Annotated in this window: 22 protein-coding genes; 15 read left to right on the top strand and 7 right to left on the bottom strand. The window is 39.3% G+C overall.

From position 1 onward, the window contains the following. Window positions 1-346 precede the first annotated feature (346 nt). Genes HMAT_RS02720 through HMAT_RS02710 form a run of 3 tightly spaced genes read left to right on the top strand, consistent with a single transcriptional unit; the run spans window position 347 to window position 2,934 of the window. The gene (locus tag HMAT_RS02720) at window positions 347-1,249 is read left to right on the top strand and encodes an AraC family transcriptional regulator (RefSeq protein WP_104381267.1); all 903 of its coding nucleotides are present in this window, start codon (window positions 347-349) and stop codon (window positions 1,247-1,249) included. 54 nt (window positions 1,250-1,303) lie between these two features. Further along, on the top strand, window positions 1,304-2,287 hold the full coding sequence (locus HMAT_RS02715; RefSeq protein ID WP_104381266.1) for a sugar kinase: 984 nt from the start codon (window positions 1,304-1,306) through the stop codon (window positions 2,285-2,287). An 11-nt stretch (window positions 2,288-2,298) separates the two neighbouring features. Then, entirely contained in the window at window positions 2,299-2,934 is a 636-nt protein-coding gene (locus HMAT_RS02710; protein WP_104381265.1) for a bifunctional 4-hydroxy-2-oxoglutarate aldolase/2-dehydro-3-deoxy-phosphogluconate aldolase, read from the top strand. Window positions 2,935-3,026: 92 nt separating this feature from the next. On the opposite strand, the gene HMAT_RS02705 is transcribed toward HMAT_RS02710, so the two are convergent. Genes HMAT_RS02705 through HMAT_RS02690 form a run of 4 tightly spaced genes read right to left on the bottom strand, consistent with a single transcriptional unit; the run spans window position 3,027 to window position 7,089 of the window. Further along, window positions 3,027-3,779 carry an HpcH/HpaI aldolase/citrate lyase family protein gene (locus tag HMAT_RS02705; protein WP_104381264.1) on the bottom strand — a complete coding sequence of 251 codons (753 nt, stop codon included), beginning with the start codon at window positions 3,777-3,779 and terminating at the stop codon, window positions 3,027-3,029. A gap of 12 nt (window positions 3,780-3,791) precedes the next feature. Then, complete coding sequence (gene dgoD / locus HMAT_RS02700) at window positions 3,792-4,940, bottom strand: galactonate dehydratase (protein ID WP_104381263.1); 1,149 nt, start codon at window positions 4,938-4,940, stop codon at window positions 3,792-3,794. Between the two features lie 2 nt (window positions 4,941-4,942). Further along, window positions 4,943-5,722: an SDR family NAD(P)-dependent oxidoreductase gene (locus HMAT_RS02695; RefSeq protein ID WP_199768529.1), complete on the bottom strand. Its 780-nt coding sequence runs from the start codon at window positions 5,720-5,722 to the stop codon at window positions 4,943-4,945. A 47-nt stretch (window positions 5,723-5,769) separates the two neighbouring features. Next, a complete protein-coding gene (locus HMAT_RS02690; RefSeq protein WP_104381261.1) occupies window positions 5,770-7,089 on the bottom strand; it encodes a sugar porter family MFS transporter in 1,320 nt (439 codons plus the stop codon). 298 nt (window positions 7,090-7,387) lie between these two features. Here HMAT_RS02690 and HMAT_RS02685 point away from each other — a divergent pair, with 298 nt between their 5' ends. From HMAT_RS02685 to HMAT_RS02625, 12 genes are all read left to right on the top strand, one after another. After that, window positions 7,388-8,338, top strand: coding sequence for an aldose epimerase family protein (locus HMAT_RS02685; RefSeq protein ID WP_104381260.1), 951 nt, complete (start codon window positions 7,388-7,390; stop codon window positions 8,336-8,338). Between the two features lie 10 nt (window positions 8,339-8,348). Beyond that, a complete protein-coding gene (locus tag HMAT_RS02680; RefSeq protein WP_104381259.1) occupies window positions 8,349-10,550 on the top strand; it encodes an alpha-galactosidase in 2,202 nt (733 codons plus the stop codon). Window positions 10,551-10,574: 24 nt separating this feature from the next. Continuing rightward, entirely contained in the window at window positions 10,575-11,462 is an 888-nt protein-coding gene (locus tag HMAT_RS02675) for an SMP-30/gluconolactonase/LRE family protein (RefSeq protein ID WP_158655568.1), read from the top strand. Next, the gene (locus HMAT_RS02670) at window positions 11,452-13,791 is read left to right on the top strand and encodes a glycoside hydrolase N-terminal domain-containing protein (protein ID WP_104381257.1); all 2,340 of its coding nucleotides are present in this window, start codon (window positions 11,452-11,454) and stop codon (window positions 13,789-13,791) included. The genes HMAT_RS02675 and HMAT_RS02670 overlap by 11 nt, the downstream gene beginning before the upstream one ends. Before the next feature lie 504 nt (window positions 13,792-14,295). Beyond that, window positions 14,296-15,342, top strand: coding sequence for a hypothetical protein (locus tag HMAT_RS02665; protein WP_104381256.1), 1,047 nt, complete (start codon window positions 14,296-14,298; stop codon window positions 15,340-15,342). An 11-nt stretch (window positions 15,343-15,353) separates the two neighbouring features. After that, window positions 15,354-15,851, top strand: a complete 498-nt coding sequence (locus HMAT_RS02660; RefSeq protein ID WP_104381255.1) for a hypothetical protein — start codon at window positions 15,354-15,356, stop codon at window positions 15,849-15,851. Between the two features lie 695 nt (window positions 15,852-16,546). Continuing rightward, window positions 16,547-17,572, top strand: a complete 1,026-nt coding sequence (locus HMAT_RS02650) for a hypothetical protein (protein WP_104381253.1) — start codon at window positions 16,547-16,549, stop codon at window positions 17,570-17,572. Between the two features lie 322 nt (window positions 17,573-17,894). Beyond that, entirely contained in the window at window positions 17,895-18,752 is an 858-nt protein-coding gene (locus HMAT_RS02645; protein WP_104381252.1) for an alpha/beta hydrolase, read from the top strand. 168 nt (window positions 18,753-18,920) lie between these two features. Beyond that, a complete protein-coding gene (locus tag HMAT_RS02640; RefSeq protein WP_104381251.1) occupies window positions 18,921-19,301 on the top strand; it encodes a (deoxy)nucleoside triphosphate pyrophosphohydrolase in 381 nt (126 codons plus the stop codon). Between the two features lie 197 nt (window positions 19,302-19,498). Next, window positions 19,499-20,110: a hypothetical protein gene (locus HMAT_RS02635; RefSeq protein ID WP_104381250.1), complete on the top strand. Its 612-nt coding sequence runs from the start codon at window positions 19,499-19,501 to the stop codon at window positions 20,108-20,110. A 36-nt stretch (window positions 20,111-20,146) separates the two neighbouring features. Beyond that, on the top strand, window positions 20,147-20,449 hold the full coding sequence (locus tag HMAT_RS02630) for a hypothetical protein (protein ID WP_104381249.1): 303 nt from the start codon (window positions 20,147-20,149) through the stop codon (window positions 20,447-20,449). Window positions 20,450-20,464: 15 nt separating this feature from the next. Then, window positions 20,465-20,830: a hypothetical protein gene (locus tag HMAT_RS02625; RefSeq protein WP_158655567.1), complete on the top strand. Its 366-nt coding sequence runs from the start codon at window positions 20,465-20,467 to the stop codon at window positions 20,828-20,830. Between the two features lie 144 nt (window positions 20,831-20,974). Here HMAT_RS02625 and HMAT_RS27175 read toward each other — a convergent pair whose 3' ends face one another. From HMAT_RS27175 to HMAT_RS02615, 3 genes are all read right to left on the bottom strand, one after another. Further along, window positions 20,975-21,187 (bottom strand): hypothetical protein, encoded by a 213-nt coding sequence (locus tag HMAT_RS27175; RefSeq protein WP_199768528.1) that lies wholly within the window; start codon window positions 21,185-21,187, stop codon window positions 20,975-20,977. A 90-nt stretch (window positions 21,188-21,277) separates the two neighbouring features. Continuing rightward, window positions 21,278-21,766 (bottom strand): hypothetical protein, encoded by a 489-nt coding sequence (locus tag HMAT_RS27170; protein ID WP_262508756.1) that lies wholly within the window; start codon window positions 21,764-21,766, stop codon window positions 21,278-21,280. A gap of 40 nt (window positions 21,767-21,806) precedes the next feature. Beyond that, window positions 21,807-22,049, bottom strand: coding sequence for a hypothetical protein (locus HMAT_RS02615; RefSeq protein ID WP_104381247.1), 243 nt, complete (start codon window positions 22,047-22,049; stop codon window positions 21,807-21,809). Between the last annotated feature and the right edge of the window lie 113 nt (window positions 22,050-22,162).

Below are 22,162 nucleotides of genomic sequence, written 5' to 3'. Positions count from 1 at the left end.
AAAGGTAAACCGTTTTTAAAAGATAGAAATAGACTATTTTCTTGTAAAAATGGAAATATTGATTAAAAGCGAATTTTTATCGATGTTTTCGTCAGAAGGCGTCAACTTTATCCTTTTTTTTTTAGTTCTAAAGATGTATTTCAATTTATTTAAAGCAACACTTTATTACATTTTTTTTTAATAAACAAAAAAATTCGCCTAATTTAAGTGGCTATTTCAAGTTTGTATCATACGATAACCAAAATAAAATTTCTGAATTGAAGTCTGCGTCTAGATAGTCATACCACATTTCGTCTACTTATGATATCTGTAAACTAAATGGCTTTTTGTTAAAAAATATTACGCTATGGAGAGTGTTGAAAAATTAGAAGGTTTTGAAGGAGAAGTAAGGGTTGTTATCCCACCGCTTATTATCAAGGAAAACACCAAAGATCGGCAGTTTAATTCGTTTTACCTGACTGACATTGGATATTATCCGAAAGCGAAAAACCATTATTGCGACCGTCCTGAGGGCTGTCCTGAGCATATTCTTTTACACTGTGTTGATGGTAGCGGGATTGTAGGGGTTGATCATAGAGAATATATCCTGGAAGCAAACGAGTTTATTTTAATTCCGGCAAATACACCACACTTTTACCATGCGAACTACACTATGCCATGGACGATCTATTGGATGCATTTCCATGGTAGCCATACCGCTTTAATTATAGCAGAGATCTACAAAAAAGTGCAAAAAGAGCATAACAAGCTGGCTTTTGATGGTGAACTGGTCCAAATCTTCAACCGCTATTGTAGACTGCTGCAAAGGGGATATAGCAAAGAAATCCTTAACTATATTTCCATGAGTCTTCCAAATTTCTTCAGCGGCTATCTTTTCCCAGAATTATTCAAGAATATCGAGACGACCGACACAGACGTCGTTGATATATCAATAGCCTTTCTGCAGCAAAATATTGGGAATAGACTGGGATTAAAAGAAATAGCAGACAATGTCCACCTATCGGTTTCCCATTTCAGCAAACTGTTTAAAAACCGTACGGGCTATTCGCCAATTGAATATTTAAATCACCTCAAGATCCAAAAAGCATGTTATTTATTGCAGTTCTCAGAAAAGAGGGTCTCTATTATTTCTTATGAACTGGGCTTTGAGGATCAATATTATTTCTCCCGTCTGTTTAAGGAACATATGGGCGTCTCGCCTACCCATTACAGAGACAGCCTAAAAACAGACAATAAAAAAGTCCATTAAGTCAGGCTGATTGTACATTTCAGAATTGAGCGTAACCGATACTTTTATTGCGTTATGTCCAATCACAAAATTCTATGTTTTGGGGAGTTGCTAGTTCGCCTCCAATCCATATCTGAACGTTTTTTCGAAAAAAATAAACTAGACATTTATCCAGGTGGATCCGAGGCAAATGTTGCTGTCGCCCTGGCACAGCTGAAAATCCCTGTACGCTATGTAACAGCTGTACCTGAAAATGCCATGACGCACGAAATACGGCAGGTCCTCGAAGATCAGCAGGTGGATACCTCAAAAATATTATTTCAGGGAGACCGGCTTGGTTCTTATTTTCTTCTTTCTCCCAATGGCCTGAGCAACGGAGAAGTAATTTACGACCGGAAGTACTCGTCTTTCAGCCAGCTCCAGGTTGGCAGTATCGACTGGGATAAGATATTAGCAGGAATTACCTGGTTTCACTTTACGGCATTGACACCTGCATTGAACACAAACCTTGCAGCGGTATGCCTCGAAGTCCTAAAGCTCGCAAAGGCCAAAGGTATTACAGTTTCTGTGGATCTCAATTATCGAAGTAAGCTATGGCAATATGGAAAAGATCCTATCGAAGTCATGCCGGCGCTGGTTGAATATGCGGATGTGATCATGGGTAATATTTGGGCAGCGAATAAAATGTTGGGCACCACTATAGAAGCACATTTTGATCACAATACTCCCCAAGATGAGTATGTGAACCATGCAAAAAGCGTCGCGAAAGAAATATTCGAGCGCTATCCCAACTGCAAGCAGATTGCCAATACCTTCCGTTTTATGAAGGATGCCAAACACAACCTCCTCTACGCAACTTACCATTCTCCAAAAGCAGATTTCGTGTCACAAAGATTTGAAACGAGCGCGCTTATTGACCGCATAGGCAGTGGGGATGCTTTTATGGCGGGATTGATCAAGGCTATCACGACCGATTTATCCGGACAGGAAGTAATTGACTTTGCTACCAAGATCGGATTTGATAAGTTATTTGTAGAGGGGGATTTTATTAAACTTTAAAAATTGATGCCATGCAAGAAGTATTAACAAAAATAGCTGTCCACCCTATAATTCCTGTTTTTTACGATAATGACATTGAACGCTGTTTTGACATTGTCGAACAGTGTTATGAGGGCGGCGTCCGTGTCTTCGAGTTTGTCAATAGGGGTGCCAAGGCAATGGAGAATTTCAACAAGCTAAATGCCAGAAAACATGCCGACCTAACCCTGGGTATAGGAACGATAAAATCGGCTGAAGACGCCCAGCACTTTCTGAACGAAGGAGCAGATTTCATCGTAAGTCCTATTGTTGACCCTGAAATTGCCACTGTATGTCAAGAAAAAGGGAAATTATGGATTCCCGGATGCATGACTCCGACAGAGATCAATACGGCGGAAAAATGCGGTGTTTCACTTATAAAGTTATTTCCGGGAGATGTCTTGGGACCTAATTTTCTCAAAGCGGTCAAACCTTTATTCCCAAATCTCCAGTTTATGGTCACGGGCGGAATAAAGCTCGAGCAATCAAATCTAGATCATTGGTTTGGAGGCGGCGCGGCGGCGGTAGGAATAGGTTCAAGTTTATTCGAAGCAAGTGGAAACCATGCAGGCCCTTCCATTGCGGAACAGTTGCAGGTATCGTTTTCTTATCTTCGACAGAGACAATAAAAAAGAGAGGCCCAAGAGTCTCTCTTTACGAATAAAAAATAGTATTAGATTTAATAAACAGCACTTACATTAATCAGAACTTTAAGGTTTATCTAGCGAGTAAGTTGCTGAATAATAGACTTGCTCGCTTCCTGGACAATCCCAACATCCACAGAAAAGGATATGTAATCGACACCTAGGGCAATCCATCTTTTTGCGTCTTCGATCTTATCGGTAAAAACACCGGATTTTATATTTCTGGATTTACATTTTTCTATCACATACTGTATTTTTTCCAACACAAGTGGATGGTTGATCTGACCACTGACACCGAGCGCCTGAGACAGATCGTATGGGCCTAGAAATATAACATCAATGCCTTCGACTAGAATGATATCTTCAAAATTGGCTATGGCTTCCTGTCCTTCCAATTGTAAAATAAGATGTTGTTGGTTGGCTTCTCGAAAATAATCGAATCGATCTTTGTTTGAAAATTCAGCTGCGCGAACAAACCGACAAACACCACGCATGCCCATGGGGGCAAATTTAGCGTGGGATACCGCCAGGCGAGCTTCCTCAGCTGTCGTTATCTGCGGAACCTGCACACCCTTTGCGCCGGCATCCAATGCTTTACCAATAGCTGTAGCGGTATTTTCCGCTACTCGAATCACAGGAAAAGTGCCCGAAATCTCTGCGGCTCGAATGAGGTTTTGAGCATTCAGAATGGTATTTGGACCATGTTCCAAATCAATAATAATAAAATCGAAACCGGCATACCCCATCGCTTCGATCATGGATGGATCAGATGTTTTGGAGAACGGGCCTAGCACCGGTTCCCCTAGTTTAATTTTTTCTAAAAAACGCATAGTTAGATTTTTTTACCATTCAGCAATTGAGTTATCCTTGTGACGCCAGATCGGATTATGCCAGTTGTGGCCCACCTGTTCCATCTTTTGCACATATTCTTCATCCACTTCTATTCCAAGGCCACTTCCCGTGGGAATGGATACCATACCATCTTGGTAATCGAATATTTCAGGATTTTTAATGTAGTCAAGTAAATCGTTAGACTCGTTATAATGAATTCCTAAACTTTGCTCCTGAATAGCCGCATTGTAACTGACCGCATCAAGCTGAAGGCAAGCTGCAAGGGCTATAGGCCCCAAGGGACAATGTGGTGCCAGAGCGACATCATACGCTTCGGCCATGGCGGCGATTTTTCTGCATTCTGTAATTCCTCCAGCATGCGATAGATCGGGTTGAATAATATCCACGACACCAGATTCAAATACTTTTTTAAAATCCCATCGGGAGAATAGGCGCTCTCCCAATGCAATAGGTATAGCTGTATTTTTAGCCAGTTCAACAATACCTTCAAAATTTTCGGAAAGCAGAGGTTCTTCAATAAATAAGGGGTTAAATTCCTCCAATTTCTTTATCAGAATTTTAGCCATCGGCTTATGCACACGCCCATGGAAATCTATACCAATGTTAATGTCATTACCAAAATATTCCCGGATCAGAGCCATCCGCTCGAGCAGCTTATCTATTTCCAAAAAAGAATCCAAATATCGGAGTCTTCCGGTCCCATTGATCTTGACTGTATGAAAACCACGATCCACAACTTTTTTGATCTCTTCGATGATAACCTGCGGTTCGTCGCCACCTACCCAGGAATAGACATCCATTTTATCACGGCATTTTCCCCCGATCAGTTCATGGACAGGAGCATCGAAATATTTCCCCTTAATATCCCAAAGTGCCTGGTCTATACCTGAAATTGCACTCATTAAAACTGGACCGCCCCTATAAAATCCACCCCGGTACATCATGTTCCAATGATCTTCAATAAAACGTGGATCTTTCTCCAGGAGCTGTTCCATCAATTCTCTGACAGCCGCCATAACAGTATCTGTTTTCCCCTCCACAATGGGCTCCCCCCAGCCCACTATTCCCTCGTCCGTCTCAATCTTTAAAAAAAGCCATCGCGGCGGTACTTTATATAATCTATATCCTGTTATTTTCATGTTTAAAATTTTTCTGAGTGATATAATTTTGCCGTCAGACCACCATCGATCAGGAAATCACTTCCGGTAATATTTTTACTGCTGTCTGCAGACAAAAAGAATACAAGCTCCGCAATATCTCCCGGTGTCGATATCTTGCCCAATGCGTGCAGACCAAAGATCTCCTTTTCAACCTGTTCTGGATTTTCTTTTTCTGCAAGCCAATGTTGATAGTGATTGGTATCGGTAAACCCCGGACATACTGCGTTCACCCGAATTCCGAACTGACCCAAACTTATAGCCATACTGCGTGTCATGGCATTGACCCCACCCTTAGCCGCGGCATACATCTCCGTGTCAGGTAATGTACGGTAAGCATGGTTGGAAGAGATATTGACGATACTGCCTCCATCTTTGTTTTCAATCATTGCCGCCGCAACATATTTGCTGCACAGAAAAACACCTTTCAAATCGGTATCAATCACTTTATTCCAATCAGAGACTGTCGCATCTAAAATAGACTTGAAAATTGTTATGCCGGCATTATTTACCAAAACATCAATTTTTCCGGTTAGTTTCAGTACTTGGCTGACCATATTTTTCACACTTTCCTCATTACTAACATCCGTTTGCACATAACAGGCCCAATAGCCTTGTGCCTTCAGGGCTTTCTCAAGAAGATACCCTTCTTCATCATATTTTGTCGCCAGAATAACCTTCGCTCCTCTTTCTGCCATCAGCTCGGCGATCCCCTTTCCGATTCCATTTCCTGCGCCTGTCACGACAACGACTTTATTATTCATATCTCGCATTATATTATTATAGTTTAGATTGTTTAGAGCACGAATCGCTATACTTTGTTATGTTTTGTTTCAGGAACTACTGCGATCAAGAAAGCAAAATAAAAGGCGCATAGCCCAGCAAAGGTCAAGAATGACTGGAAGGCACTGAACATGTCTATCATTACCGGAAAAACATAGGTAATTCCAAAACAAGCAGCCCATAGAAATGCGGAAGCAATGGCCATTCCCTGTTCGCGTATTTCCATCGGAAAGATTTCCGATATAATCACCCAGGTCACCGGTGCCAAGGTAGCCGCATAAGTTCCTATAAATAACAAAACGAAAACACTGGCCAAGGACTGTGGAATATAGGTTCCTTGAAAAGACAAACCAATAAGAACAAGTAAAATAGCCATTAAACCAGCCCCTGTTACCATCAGCTTTTTCCGTCCTACCCGATCGACCAGCCGAATAGCCAAAAGTGTAAAAACAAGGTTGACCGATCCAATCAGAATCTGAATAAGGAGCTGATTATTCACATCCATCCCCACTTTGTCAAAAATAATTGGAGCGTAAAATAATACGGCGTTTGCTCCGGAGATCTGCTGGAAGACAGCGACGACAATAGCTATCAGTAGTAAAAAGAGATATGTTTTTTTTGAAAAGATCAATAAAACAGATTTTTTGATATCTCTTTTTTGTTTTGGGACTTTCAGTGACTGAATGGCCTTAACCTCCTCATCCACCTGATTGGCCCCGACAATCTTTTCGAGTTCTTTCCTGCCACGCTCCACCTTATCTTTATAGATTAGCCATTTCGGGCTTTCGGGAAGGAAAAATGCACCAATGATAAAAAGTCCGGCCGGTAGACAGCCGCTCATAAACATCAGACGCCAGTTAAGCTCAAGATGTGATAAAAAATAGTTGGAATTATAAGCGAGTAGTATACCGATCACGATGGCCAATTGATTTAAAGTGACCATCTTGCCTCTGATTGCTTGTGGACTTATTTCGGCTATATAAAGGGGTGATAATATAGACGCCCCACCGACACTAAATCCTGCAACAATACGCCACAGTATCAATTCTCCGGCTGTATTTGCCAAGCCCATCAGTATGGATGAAATGATAAATATAATTGACACCAGGACAAGTGAGCTTTTTCTACCCATAAGCTCGGTAATTTTACCAAACCCAATAGAGCCAATAGCGCAACCGACATACAGACAGCTAGCCACCCATCCCAATTCACCCGGCGAAAGCTCAAAAAGGGGGGTTATAAATGGAATGGTACCCGAAAAGATGGCGATATCAAATCCGAAAAGAAGACCACCCAAAGAGGCTACTAAACTGAACATAAAAACTTTTCTATACTTCGTCTCTATCATAATATTGGTTTTTCAATGCTGCTAAGATAGTCCATTACTGCATTTTGTGAGATGCACTAAATAAGCGTATTAATGGATTTTTTTATTGTCGTCATAAATCTGCTCCAGCGATCGGCTGCAGATTGTGGCAAATAATAATATAATCCATTTAAATGAAAATTAACTCTATCATTAGCTTCTTCTCTTCTGATTAAATTTGTGCGATAGTGACCAATATCAAATTGCTGCGTTAAGTAAACAAGCGATCTTAAAAAAATCAAATTATCAAATCGGAGCTAGACAAAAAGAATAGTTACATATGAAGAGTTTTTTAATAAAAAACAAACGTAATATGCGTGTGGAGATACTGGACTGGGGCTGCAGGATTGTTTCAATTCGGGTACCTGACAAACATGGAAAACTCATCGACACCGTATTAAAATATAAAGCAATAGCAGATTATAAAAAGGACGAGCATTATCTCGGTTGTACTGTTGGGCGATATGCAAACCGAATCGAAAATGGTAAGTTTAACTTACTCAATTCGGGCATACAACTGTCTCGTAACGAAGCCGGAAAAAATCATCTCCATGGTGGGTTTATCGGTTTTGATAAAAAATATTGGGAGCTAACGAGCCGTACTGAAAATAGTCTGGAAATGCAAATCTTAAGTCCTGCTGGAGATGAGGGCTATCCCGGGAACCTAATCGTAAAAGTTCGCTACGAAGTTTCCGAAGATAATATATTGACTATAATTTATCATGCCAAAGCCGATGCTGCCACAATTGTCAATATTACAAACCATAGTTACTTTAACCTTTCAGACAATAGGGAGTCCATAGACGACCTCCAGTTACAAGTGAACGCAGAATATTATACCCCCCTAAGTGACCTGCACCTTCCTGTACCGCCTTATCGAAAAAAGGTCAAAAATACGATCTTCGATCTGACAACATTTAAATCTGTATATACTTTAAAGGAAAAAATAGGCAATATCAACTACTGCATTGAACCAAGCGATCAGGTTCAACGTGTCGCTACGATACTCGATGTTGACACTGGTCGTAGACTGACAATTTCTTCTGATTACCCGGGTATCCAAATATATTTTGGGAACCATCTTTCGGGGAAATTTAAACCCTTCCAAGGTTTATGTTGTGAGCCACATTACTTTCCCAATTCACCAAACGTAAATATATATCCATCGGCCTTATTACTTCCGGGGGATCAGTACAAACATCATATAAAATACAGTTTCGAAAACTTTTAATCCATATGAAATGAAAAAATACTCGCTGTTATTATTTGTGGCACTATTTGCAAGCATTGCTGTAGGACAACAAACACAACTTATGTTAAAGACAATGAAAAACATTGTGTTGGAAACAAAAAACCTGTCGTTAGTATTGACAATTGAAGAAAACAAGGATGTAAACATGGTTTACTTAGGAAAAAAATTGCAAGACCATATCGAGTACAGGCAACTGGCCAATCAGTACAAACAGGGCCATGATTACACCAATATGTACCAGTCTGCCTATACTGCTTCTGGCACCAGAAACCTCCTGGAGCCTGCCATAAGTGTCGAACATGCAGACGGAAATCAATCCTTGGATTTGAAATTCGTGGACCAACAGTTAAGAACGCTGGACAACAATAGAAAGGAACTAATCATTCAGCTTAAAGATGAACTATACGCTTTCCATGTGGAATTACATTACCTGACAAACTACGAGGAAAATGTCATTGAGCAATGGGCAGTCATAAAACACAATGAGAAAAAAAATGTAAAACTCATCAAATACGCATCGGCAAATCTAAGTCTCAAAGGAGAAGACTTTTATTTAAGAAGTTTCCATGGTGACTGGATTGCAGAAATGCAGCGTGAAGATGAAAAGCTAACACATGGCATTAAGACTCTTGACAGCAAGCTTGGTACAAGGACAAATCTGTTCCGTTCATCGTATTTTGCGCTGGGACTCGACGGTTCTATCAATGAACATGAAGGTACTGTGCTCATAGGCGGGCTCGACTGGAGTGGCAACTTTCGCGTGGACTTTGAAAAAGATCCGCAAGACAACTTAAGGGTTGTAGCGGGCATAAATAATTACGCAGCCCATTATTCCCTGGCACCGGGTGTAGATTTTTTTACCCCAAAATTCAGCTTTACAGTATCTACAAATGGACTTGGAGACGGAAGCCGAAATCTCCATGATTGGGCCAGAAAAAGAAGGCTAATTGATGGTTATGGAGAAAGATATACAGTGTTGAACAATTGGGAAAGTACCTACTTTAATTTTGACGAGCAAAAGATATCTCATTTGTTGGATAACACTAAAAAACTTGGCGTTGATCTTTTTTTATTGGACGATGGTTGGTTTGGTAACAAATACCCACGGAACGCGGATACTTCAGCTCTCGGAGATTGGAGCGAAAATAAGTCGAAACTACCTAACGGCTTAATTTCCATTGTGAAGGAAGCCAGCGATAAAGATGTCAAATTCGGGATTTGGGTTGAACCCGAAATGGTAAGTCCCAAAAGTGAGTTGTATGAAAAAAAACCAAACTGGGTCGTAAAACAACCAAAGAGAGAGGAATATTACTTTCGAAATCAGCTCGTTTTGGACCTTTCCAATCCTGAAGTTCAAGATTTTGTCTTCCATATACTGGATGAGCTTTTTCAAAAAAATCCTGGCCTTGCCTATGTAAAATGGGACTGTAATGCCGTAATCTACAATGCACACTCCTTCTACCAGAAAGATCAAAATAATTTTTATGTTGACTATACTAAAGGGCTCTATCAAGTATTGGATCGCTTTCGTCAAAAGTATCCTACTGTCCCAATGATGTTATGCTCGGGCGGGGGTGGCCGAATTGACTATGGCTCGCTGCAATATTTTACTGAATATTGGCCGAGTGATAATACCGACCCCTTTGACCGGATATTTATGCAATATGAAAATTCGTTGTTTTTCCCGGCTATTGCTAGCGTAAATCATGTCACAACCTTTGGAAAGCAAGAATTAAAATTCAAAATAGATGTCGCTATGATGGGGAAAATGGGTTTTGATCTAAACCTGGAAGAATTAACGAGTGAGGAGCTTAAATTTGCGCAACAAGCTGTAAAAACCTATGATCAATATAAACATATCATTTGGCATGGCGATCTATATCGGCTTTCAGATCCCCGTAAAGACAATCATGCCAGCATAGCGTATGTAAACAAGGACAAATCGGAGGCCATAATGTTCAACTATCTTGTGCAATATGGGCAGGTCTCCAAGACGCCTACACCTGTGCGCTGGTATGGGCTGGATCCACAAAAACAATACAAAATACAGGAAATCAATCTCCATGACGCAAACAGCTGGATTGCTTCAGACCTTATCCTATCAGGTGACTTCCTGATGAAAATAGGTCTAAACCCAGTGCTAAACAATAACAGAAAAAGTGTTGTCCTGACTTTAAAAGCCATCAATTAAAACTGAACTAAAATCGAACAAAAAGTGGAAAAGACAATGAAATTACAGACCGTCCATCCGCGTTCCCTCACTCTTGGGGAAGGGCCAATCTGGGATGAACGAATCCAAACCTTATACTTTGTGGATATTTTAAAAAAAACGCTGTATAGATGGAATTATGCGACCAGGCAGACCCATTCGGTCGTATTTAATGATTATATCAGCTGCGTTGCGCTAACAGAGGATACGGCTCAGATTCTTATTGCGCTGGAAAGCGGAATCCATACCTACATTGTGGAAACCGGGCAAATCTATTTCGTATGCCAACCTGAGTCTCAAGCGAATTTTAGATTTAATGACGGACGGGTAGATTGGAATGGGAACTGGTTATTGGGGAGCATGAACAATCTCAACAATGGGCCTGATGCACCATTGCTTCCGGATGCCACCCTGTATAAGATCGATGGCGTAAAAGTCAGCCCCCTATTAAAAGGAGTCACTATTTCAAATGGGATTGTTTTTCGTAAGCCTTACATTTACTTTATAGATTCCAAAATAAACTCCATCCGAAAGTTCGTTTACGAGCAGGATCAATTTACAATGATCGAAGAGATTTTTAAGCTTACTGATGGAACTACTTTAGACGGTATGTGTATATCTACGAACGATAAACTTTATATTGCTAATTGGGCTGGAGCTAAAATCATTGTTTTTGATTTAATAAAAGCCAAAGTCATCGATGAAATACCTTTACCTTGCCTCAATCCTACTTCCTGTACTTTTGGCGGGCCGGAGATGAATGAACTCTTTATCACGACATCCTCTATTGATGATAGCAATGTAACTATAGCAGGTGTATATGTTATTCCTTTATCGGAAAAGGGAATGCCCGAAAACAAAGTTAGTCTAAACAGTTTTTACAATGAGCCATAAAATAAATATCGGTATTATCCTTTTGGCGATACTATCGCTGCCTTTGGCAGCGGTATGCCAAAACAGTAATCCTAACCTGGTACTTTGGTATGATCACCCTGCTACCCAATGGGAAGAATATGTACCACTGGGAAACGGTAAAATGGGCATGATGCCAAATGGTGGACTTTTGCAGGAGGATATTACACTAAATGATATCACACTTTGGTCGGGTTCGCCACAAGATGCGAATAACTACCGTGCAAACGAATATCTCCCGGAAATCCGTTCGCTTTTACTTGCGGGCAAAAATGAAATTGCACAGGATCTGATCAATAAGTATTTTATCTGTACTGGACCGGGCTCTGGAGGACCACAATGGGGCTGCTTCCAAACGATGGGGGCATTAAATATTAAATACGACCTCGATAAAAATGCGAAACCGAACAATTATAGGCGGGAGCTCGATATCCAAGCCGCGAAGGCCTCGACCTCATTCGTCTTAGACGGGATAAAATACAGTCGAGAGTATTTCACTAGTTTTAATACCGATGCCGGATTTATTCGTTTGAGGGCAGATAAGCCAAAAAGCATTTCGATCGAAATCAGCTTAAACCGCGCCGAAAAGGCAACTTATGAAGTCAATGGAAACCAATTGGTCATGCTCGGACAACTAGACAATGGTATCAATGGCAAAGGAATGAAATTTATCACAAGAGTATCAACGAAAGTCAAGGGCGGTACCATAGCTTACGAAAAAGACAAGATTATCATTACATCAGCAGATGAGGTCATACTCCAAGTCGTTACTGATACGGATTATAAAGGAAATGAGTATTTGGCGAATAGCGAAAAGCACTTGCGAACGGCGCTGTCAACGTCCTGGAATGGTGAGTTTATTGAGCACAGAAAAAAATATGCCACATTATTTGATCGTCTATCGTTATCATTTGGCACCTTTAACCAAGGAGAGATCCCCACCGATGAGCGGTTAAAAAACTATCAAAAAGAACCCGGAGCGGATCCTGAGCTAAGTTCCTTATTCTTTCAATATGGTCGATATCTCAGTATAAGCAGCACTCGTGTAGGTCTGCTTCCCCCAAATCTTCAGGGTCTCTGGGCCAACCAAATACGAACCCCTTGGAACGGTGATTATCACTTGGACGTCAATGTACAGATGAACCACTGGCATTTGGGAGCAGCAAATTTAAGTGAGCTGGATCTCCCATTGGCTGATTTGGTTTCAGGCCTAATCGAAAACGGTGCGAAAACGGCCAAAGCTTACTATAATGCGCCAGGGTGGGTCGCACACGTTATCACCAACATTTGGGGGTATACCGAACCTGGTGAAGCGGCCTCATGGGGTATAGCCAATGCAGGGTCTGGATGGCTTTGCAATAACCTATGGAATCACTTTGCCTATACGCAAGACCTCGATTACTTAAAGAAAATTTACCCTATTTTGCGAGGTGCAGCTCAGTTCTATAATGCGGCACTGATGTTGCATCCTACAAAAAAATGGTTGGTCACAGGACCGTCCGTATCACCTGAAAATGCTTTTTTTCTGCCCAATGGAACACACGCCAATGTCTGCATGGGGCCTACGATAGATAACCAGATTACCAATGAGTTGTTCAGAAATCTGATTAAAGCAAATGATCTTTTAGGATTACGGGACAATTTTTGTGACACACTACGAGCTAAACTGCCACAGCTCCCACCCGTTGCTCAAATCGCGGGGGATGGCCGCATTATGGAATGGCTAGAGGATTATAAAGAAACTGATCCTCAGCACCGCCATATTTCACATCTCTACGGGGTCTACCCTGCCGACCAGATTACTATAAACGGTACACCTGAATTTGCCAATGCGGCAAAGAAAAGTCTAGAGGTTCGTGGAGATGATGGCCCAAGCTGGGCGATTGCTTATAAAATGATATTTTGGGCAAAACTTAAAGATAGCGAAAGAGCATATAAATTATTCAGGCAGCTCCTTACCCCTAGAACAGATAACCAGATTAATTATGGTGCTGGTGGTGGCTCATACTTGAATTTACTGACAGCAGGGCCACCCTTTCAGATTGATGGAAATTTTGGAGGCACTGCGGCTATCGCAGAAATGTTAGTTCAAAACCATGAAAACTATATCGAACTATTGCCATCGCTGCCAAAGGATTGGTCACATAAGGGGTATGTCCATGGGATTAAAGCGAAAGGAAACGTAACTATCGACTTGCAATGGAAAGACGGACATGTCACTATGATAAAGTTATATAGCGAAACAAAAAGGACCATAAATGTCTTATATAACGGAAAAATGCACAAGATTAAATCAATAGCTTTACAATAAAAGCTATCAACACATAAAAATTGGATGTTCTACCTTCATCATTCTAATAATCTACCCTTTTGTCTGCAGCCTACAATCTGGCGAAGTAAAAGCGCTGGAGCATGCTCAGGCGATATGGGTAGCGATAGATCAATTGCTTGACTACGACTGGGCAGAAGCTGACCTGCCTATTGTAAACGAATATATCGCTTACGCTACATCAATTGAATAATAGCGGCTATCTACGTACATAAAAGCCCTAAAACAAAAAGAGCTTCCCTCTAACCGGCAGAGGGAAGCAATTTGGTTAATGAGATGGTTTTACCTAGCCGCAAACTATATGTAGTTTGTCTTTACATAAAAAAAGCACGTAATTTGAAATAGCTATTGTTCATTTCCGAGAAAATGTTGATCAAGTCATCACTTTTTATAGCAAAAGTATGGTTGTTAAGGAGGCTATGCGAAGAAAATAAGGTGTATGTAAGCGGTACGTGGTAGATACCGAAAAGTCTATATGTTCTCCGCTTGAAGATATTAAGCAGAAAAAGCAGTACTCTAGTTGAATACTGCTTTTGTATTAGGGGCTTAATCAGTCGCAACTACGTCGATAAAACGCCTGCATTTCTTAACTTTGTTTTTAGATCCCGAAGCTCTGTCAAAAGGCTTTGCATCTCTCCTTGGGCATACATTGCCCCGGGTACGCTAGCTGAATCCAAACTGGCTGCTGCCTGTTTCACTAGACCAGCGGCAGAGACATGGGTCGATCCTGTAGGCTGCCCTGTCGACAACGATCTGCCGGAAGTTGAAGTACCCAATCCTAATAATCCAGGAACACCTGGTGATGGAGGCACTAATCCCAACCCAGGTACACCCGGTGATACTGAGACACCCGGTGATACTGGGACACCCAATGATGGATCTGGAGGAGACACGCCAGGTGACGGATCAGGATCAACTGGTGGAACCTCCTATATTTACAACTTGGTAGATAATCCCTGTTTGAGCGGAATGGTTGATGCTATTGTTAATAGTGATATTACTTTTAAAGCTAATGAAACCTTGCAATCTATTTTCGGCTGGAGTGGACACTTTAATATTAAGTTCATGGAAAGTACTAAGTTGGCAGATGATGTTATGGGTAATGCGCAAGCAACCAGGATCTTATACGATGCTGATGGCAAAATAACTGATATGGACGTTACCGTTCTTTTGAATGTAAAGAATTTACCGGGCGCATCAAGGGAATATATCGCTATGGTTATTGCTCATGAATCTGTACACGCGTACCTTAATTATCAGGGTTATTCTTATAACACAAATCAACATGATCTTATGTTATCCCAATATTTAGACGTTATAGCATTATATTTAGTTGATAATTATAATACACCTGTGCAAGACGCATATTCATTGGCAATGGGTGGTTTATACACGGCATTTCAAAATAGTATCAATAATCAGACTTGGGCAGCCCTTGAAGAGAGATACAAAAATAAATTGCCGAATTTAAATGATCGCTCGCGAATTCTGGCTGATTATGAAACTGGCTACAAAGGGTCAAAATGTAAATAAAAAGTTGTTAAATGAAAATGAAAACCTTAATCACGCTACTAGCAATTTTCTCTTCCTCTGTTTCTTTTGGGCAAAAGAATATTGAATTTCCCTCATTTGAAAAATTTTACTCAAATTTCGGCGAAAATTTAAGATATCCTTCCGGACTACAGGATGAATGGCCATCAACGATAACATTAATGAAAATTAATTTTACCGGAAATGGAGATGTGCAATCTATCAGCCTCTCGGACAGTGCGTTTCCTCAGTTTGTTCATCTGATGGAAAAGATGAAAGAAAAGCTTGATTTCAATAGCATATATCAAGACATTAAAGCAAAGCAAAAAGACGTCAAACAGGTTCTTATTCCGATTCATATTGATTATGAAAAGATAGATGTATGGAAATCTTCAATATCATCAGAAGATTTTAAGAAATTGTACGTTTTCAATGGCAAGCCCATTTCAGGCAAGTATTTTTTATATCCAAATATCTACTATAAGTATGTGGCAGGAAGAGTTAATGAGTAAATAGGTTCGATAAACACTTTCTTTTTGTTATAGTATTTATCTAGTGTTTATTAGAGTAAAATAGACTTCTACAATGCAAACGCAAATTTCGAAAAATTTAATTAAATAAATGCAATAAAGATGAGATTGAGCTTATTGAATGCTGATGCTCCTATCTTATTATTAGTGATCTGTATGGTATGGGAGTTGGTTTCGATCCCTTCGGAAAAAATTATCGAGACACCATAGTGGTCGAATCTAATGGAGATATTCAAACTAATGATGGACTGCGCTCTTGTAAAAATGGAATAACTATTACAAATCTAAATATTTTATTTAATGAACTAGCTGAAATTAAAGATAATCCATTAGGTAATCTTTATATAAACAATCACTTTTCTTTACCTTATATTTGTTCAAAATGTCCATTAGAATCAGTTTGTTCAGGGGGATATCTCGTCAATAGATATAATAGTAAAAACGGATTTGATAATGAATCTGTATTCTGTAAAGATATGATAAAATTCATTTCACATGTTCAAAATACTTTGATTAGACTATTTAAAGATGATTTAGCTTTATAAGCTATAGATTACAGAGAAATAATAGAATATGTGGACAGATTGAAAAATGAAAAAATTCCGAATCCTGAGCTGATGGCATTTTAAACATAGATAAATTTGAATTCGAAGCAAAAAATATAAAACTCAAAAAAAATGAAGATAAATTTGTGTTTCACACTGTTGATGTTAATGTTGATGCTAAATTTTGGGCTAGCTCAAAATAATCATATCATCAATAAGGAATCTACAAGTTTTAATATTAAGGGGAAAAAGGATTCTATCAACTTTATTGTCGTTGATAATAATATAAATAGCAAAAAGCCAATTTTTCTGTGGTGCCAAGGCTCTCTCCCAGTCCCTTTATATATTAATTTCAAAAAAGATGGTTTATGGATGATCGGAGGAGGTATCTCAAATTTCGATTATCAAGAAATAAAAAAATATTATCATTTAGTAGTGATAACAATGCCTAAAACACCGTTAATAGTAGACGAGACTAGAGTTAATAAATCATATTTCTATTACGGAAACTCCGATAATCAAAATGTTCCTAGTATTGAATTTCAAAAAGAGGACTTTTTAGATAACTATGTGGACCGAGCAATTACTGTTCTTAAGTTTCTTTCCAAACAAAAATGGGTCGATAATTCTAAGTTAGTGGTAGCAGGGCATTCACAAGGGAGTAAGGTGGCTGTTGGCGTTGCTTCCAAATATAAAAAAGTTACCAAATTGGGATTATTCAGTGCTAATCCATTCGGAAGAATTGATCAAAATATCAGGAAATATAGAAAAGATGCTGAATTGGGAATTATTTCATGGGAGATCGCTGATAAGAAAATAGAAAATGAATATCATTATTTTCGAGACGCAAATGACATAAGTTTCAGAGATACAAATCCCAATCTAATCTCTTGGTATTCTTTTTCCAAGCCACAATTGAAAGAATTGTTGGATTTTAATAAGCCTATATATCTAGCCTATGCAACTGGCGATGTTGCTAGCGATCTTTGCGACCTAGTTCCTCTATATTTTATTCAAGAACAAAAGAAAAATCTTACTTATCATAGATACCTAAATATGGAGCATAATTTCTTTGAGATAAACAATGGCAACGTTGACCACAACAAGCCTCATTGGAAAGAAGTCATGTCGGCATTTGTAAAATGGACAATTGAATAATTAAATTACACTTAGGAGCAAAAAAAATCAAGAATGTAAAACATAGTCCGCTTACCAAGCTATAGGTTGGAGTCAAAAGGGATTAAAAATTGTATCAATGATTTATTTAAATAAATTTATAATGAGCCAACAATATATCGGTTAAAAACATTATGCCAACCAATGTGGACGCTCCTATTTTGCAGTTCCCTCAAACTTTTAATAAATAGGTTTTGAAACGATTAATAAGGCGCGCTCATTTAAGATAATTAACACATATAACTCCATTCACTTTATGCCATAAGAGGGTGATTACGAAGTGAAGGCTAATAAAACACATTACATGGAAAAAAAAGTAGGTATTAAAAAACTATCCTTCGGGTGCATATATCTTTTCATTAGTTTGATTCTGCTTCCCTGTTTCAGTAATGCACAAAACAAAACATCCTTATCAACCGAAGATTGGACACGTGTGTTAACCGACCAGCTATTCCCAGGCAAAAAAGCTGATAGCGCAGTTTATCAATTTGGCGTCCCCTTTGAAGAGAAGTTTATCAATGTAAATGATAATACAGTTTTACATAGTCTACTCTTTAAAGCTAAGAAGTCTAAAGGTGTTATAATCTATTTACATGGAAGTAACAACGCATTGGATACTTGGGGTAAAATTGCGCCAATATATACCGCCAATGAATACGATGTATTTATGCTCGACTATCGTGGTTATGGCAAGAGCCAAGGTAAGGTAACTAACGAGGATTCACTTTATCAGGACATTCAAATTGTTTATGATAAACTTAGGGAAACTTATTCGGAAAATCAGATCATCGTTTTAGGTCAATCCATGGGCACCTCCCTCGCATCGTACATAGCCGCAAAGAACAATCCGAATCTTCTGATCCTGCAAGCACCCTATTATAATCTGAAAGACTGGACAAATGATGTCGCTCCTGAACTGGACACCACCAATATTCCCTATAGTTTTGATAATGCCTCTTTCCTAAAGAAAGTAAAATGTCCTGTGATTATTTTTCATGGCAACAGGGACACAGCGGTCTATTACGGTTCTTCTGTTAAGCTCTCAAAACTATTAAAGGCTACTGATAAATTTATCACATTGCAAGATGAAAGCCACAATGATTTCTCGAAAAACGAGGCTTACCTAAGTTCAATAAAGTTAATTTTGGAAAGAAATAAATAGGGGCCGATCGTGAACAAGTACTTTTTTCCTAATCTAATAATGCATTCATAAGGATAGTTTACAGAATTCAAATGTTGGCGAGGACCAGCTGATTATTTGTAGGTTGCTTTCAAACGGAAGTTTGCCATACCTATATCATCAATGAAAATTCACTACTTTTGAACCTCTATGCTGCAAGTAACCTGTGCGATTATAGAACACGCCAATAAGATACTGATCTGCCAGCGGTCAGCTTCAATGAAACTTCCGTTGAAATGGGAATTTCCGGGGGGAAAGATCGAAATCGGAGAATCGAAAGAAGACTGCCTACGCAGAGAGATCAGAGAGGAGATCAACATTGATATCACCATACGCAAAGCGCTCACTATGGTAGAGCATCACTATGCTGACTTTTCGCTGCAGCTCTACCCTTTTGTATGCAGCCTGCAATCTGGCGAAGTAAAAGCGCTGGAGCATGCCCAGGCAATATGGGTAGCCATAGATCAATTGCTTGACTATGACTGGGCAGAAGCTGACCTGCCTATTGTAAAGGAGTATATCGCTTACTAAAGTATTATGGAGGAAAATCATATTTTGTCAACTTCAATAGTGACAATACCTGGTATAAAGATCAGTCAAAATCTAAGCTGAAAGCAGGTGGACTTCCCGGAGATCCAAGGTGTCAGCCAGAAGAAGACGACCAAGGAACTGTTGAAGGTTATGTTGAAGGGGAACTAAATACTGTATGGCATTATCCAAAGCCAAAATTGCCCCACGCTGCATGTTCAGATGATCTTCCACCGACTAGTGGCGGCGGCGGCGGCGGTACACCTGCCGATAATATTACTAAACCTTCCATTGCAGCAATTAAGCAGCAACTTAAAGACAAACCTTTTGCGTTAATTCCAACTATCCCTTGTGAGATAATAAAAAAGTGGATTGCCACTGCCAAGTTTATTGTCAATAACTCTACGCTAGACCGGATAAAAAGTGTTGAAAATACAATAAAACCTGGCAGCGATAATTCTTACCTTATCAATGTCCAAAATATAAACAGTGCTTTTAGCCCTGTGGTGAATATGGACTACTTTCCAATCAATGTGGATAAACTGCCTATGCTCAACGGAAAAACAGCAACTCCAGAACAATTCCTGGAGCATTTCCGGAAAAATATAAACCAGTTTATTAATACAAGTTATTCAGAGTTTTTTCCTTATCAGTACTCAGGTGTAAATGATACTAACTTATGGAATTCAGGTAATCCGCTAAATTCGATTGTAAGAATAGATATCGCAGGACCGGATAACGGATCGGTTATTGTTAGTAAATACAATAGTACTGGCTGGACTTTTACAACAATTTATGAACCGATGTACTAGAAACACCCAGTCTCAGGAAATAGAGATTTTGGTTTCGTGAAGAACTCAAATGGTTCATATACTTTCTTTACGCGGGGGGTTGATAGGCTAACGAATATTGACGGAAACAATTTGCAATCTGTTGCAGACTTTTTTGGAAAGCCCGGTGCAGGGCCTTTTGGTCAAGCTGATGCATTGTGGAACTCGTATCAAAAAATGGTTTCAGATTTTATAAATAAAAACGGGGGGAAAGCAGCTCCCGGAAAACAAGAAATCCATCGCCCGGACTGGAATACAGTTAAGGATGTCATTGACGGAAAGAAACCGTTGAGCGCTTTAAGCACAGATTGTAAGGATTAATAACTATTTTTAAACATGAAAGTACTAAAAGTTTTATATGCCCTGTCATTTATGGCGTGCTTGATACAGCTAATGTTCTGGCTTTTTATGCCCTTCATCGGTGGTGTTGCAATGGTTAAGATGGTAAGCGGCGAAGGTTTTTACCCTACTTCCCCAGAGAGATTGAACGCCATATCTGAAAATTGGGGTATTTCGGCTGGTACATTTGGGGTTATTAATCAAATAGTTGCAATAATCTATTTTATAACCTTGGTAGTACCGGTTTTGTCCATTTTGTTTTTGAAAAAATTTAACAAACGTTCAATTTATATAACGGTTTCCTGCCTTTTTGCGCTGAACATACTGATATTGTTCAGCTTATGGCTACAAAAATTTATGTAGTATTTTGGGAATATTGTTCTTATTCAAAACTCTTACATTGAAAAAAGATCAATATATCTGATGTTATAATTTTAATCGTATCACGAGCAAAAAAACAGAAAGCTATCCCAGATTAGGATAGCTTTCTGTTTACTAGATATTTGGTTAATCCATTAATTTTTGACGAGGTAATCCAATTTCATGTTCCTGAGGATAAGGTGCTCGGAAAGTCGTACTCACATCTTCTTTCATACGTTGCTGTGCTTCGTATTTTTTATCCTCATCATGTGCATATCTTGGATCAGGAATAAAAGGCATTTTTGCCATTTTGGTAATCGTGATTGTTGGAAAATGAAAATCAACCTCCACTATCCCCAAAAGTAGATAGCAGCCACCTCCTTGAAAAGGAAACTTTTCAAGGCAATCAGGAAAATGGGCGGTGTCAAAATAATCGCCATTGACGTCTACTCATGTGCCGAAATACATAGTCCCCCTCTTTGTAGGTACATGCTTTCGCGAAATCAGATATGTAAGCATTTTCACCTCTCTTTTATGATAATGAACAAGATCTTTCGCCATCACAGTTCCTCTGTACTTTGTCTGCAACAGATCAAAGGGTGTGCAAGACACCGGAAAAGATAGAATGTCAATCTCATCAAATGCATCTTCAAAGGTGTTCCTTTTCAATTCTGGAAATTTAAATTCCTTCAAAGGTTCTTCAAACAACGTTTCAAATCTACGTTCGGGTTTAAAATCCCCAAGAAGTACTCTTGCTTTTAAAAACAATTCATTCTTCGGTACACCAGTAAACCGAAATGCTCCGATAAAAATCAAAATCTGCAAAGTTTCAATACCGATTGGAATCCTTCTAATAAAATCTTCCATGGATTTGAATTCCCCATTCCTTCTCCTTTCTTCGGGAATCAATTGTCCGAGCTTCGATTCAACCTTTTTCAGGTAGACTTACCTGTTTTTCAGACAAATTAAAAATGTTAAATTAGTTTGTTATATATATACCTCCATTCACGGCAATAACACTTCCCTCGTCATCCGGCCCAGGATCAGGATCTGTTAATGGATCAATATAGTAGTAAATAATCGGCGCTGGGGTATCGCCTTTATGATAATAGCCCAGTAATTGTACTCCGTCATAAGTTCCGTTCTCTAAAGCAGTAATTTCAGCTGGCATTAAGCCTCGCATCGCCAACATTGTCTCTTTAATTAAAAATTGATTTGCCATATTCTTTTGTTTTTATGTGTATAGCAAAAGTATGGTTGCGGAGGAGGCGTTCGGAGGAAAACAAGGCGTATGTAAGCGGTATACGGGAGATACCGAAAAGTAGAGAACAGACT

Source organism: Sphingobacterium sp. HMA12 (assembly GCF_002933815.1).
Taxonomy (GTDB): Bacteria; Bacteroidota; Bacteroidia; order Sphingobacteriales; family Sphingobacteriaceae; genus Sphingobacterium.
This window is presented reverse-complemented; position numbering and strand designations above follow the sequence as displayed.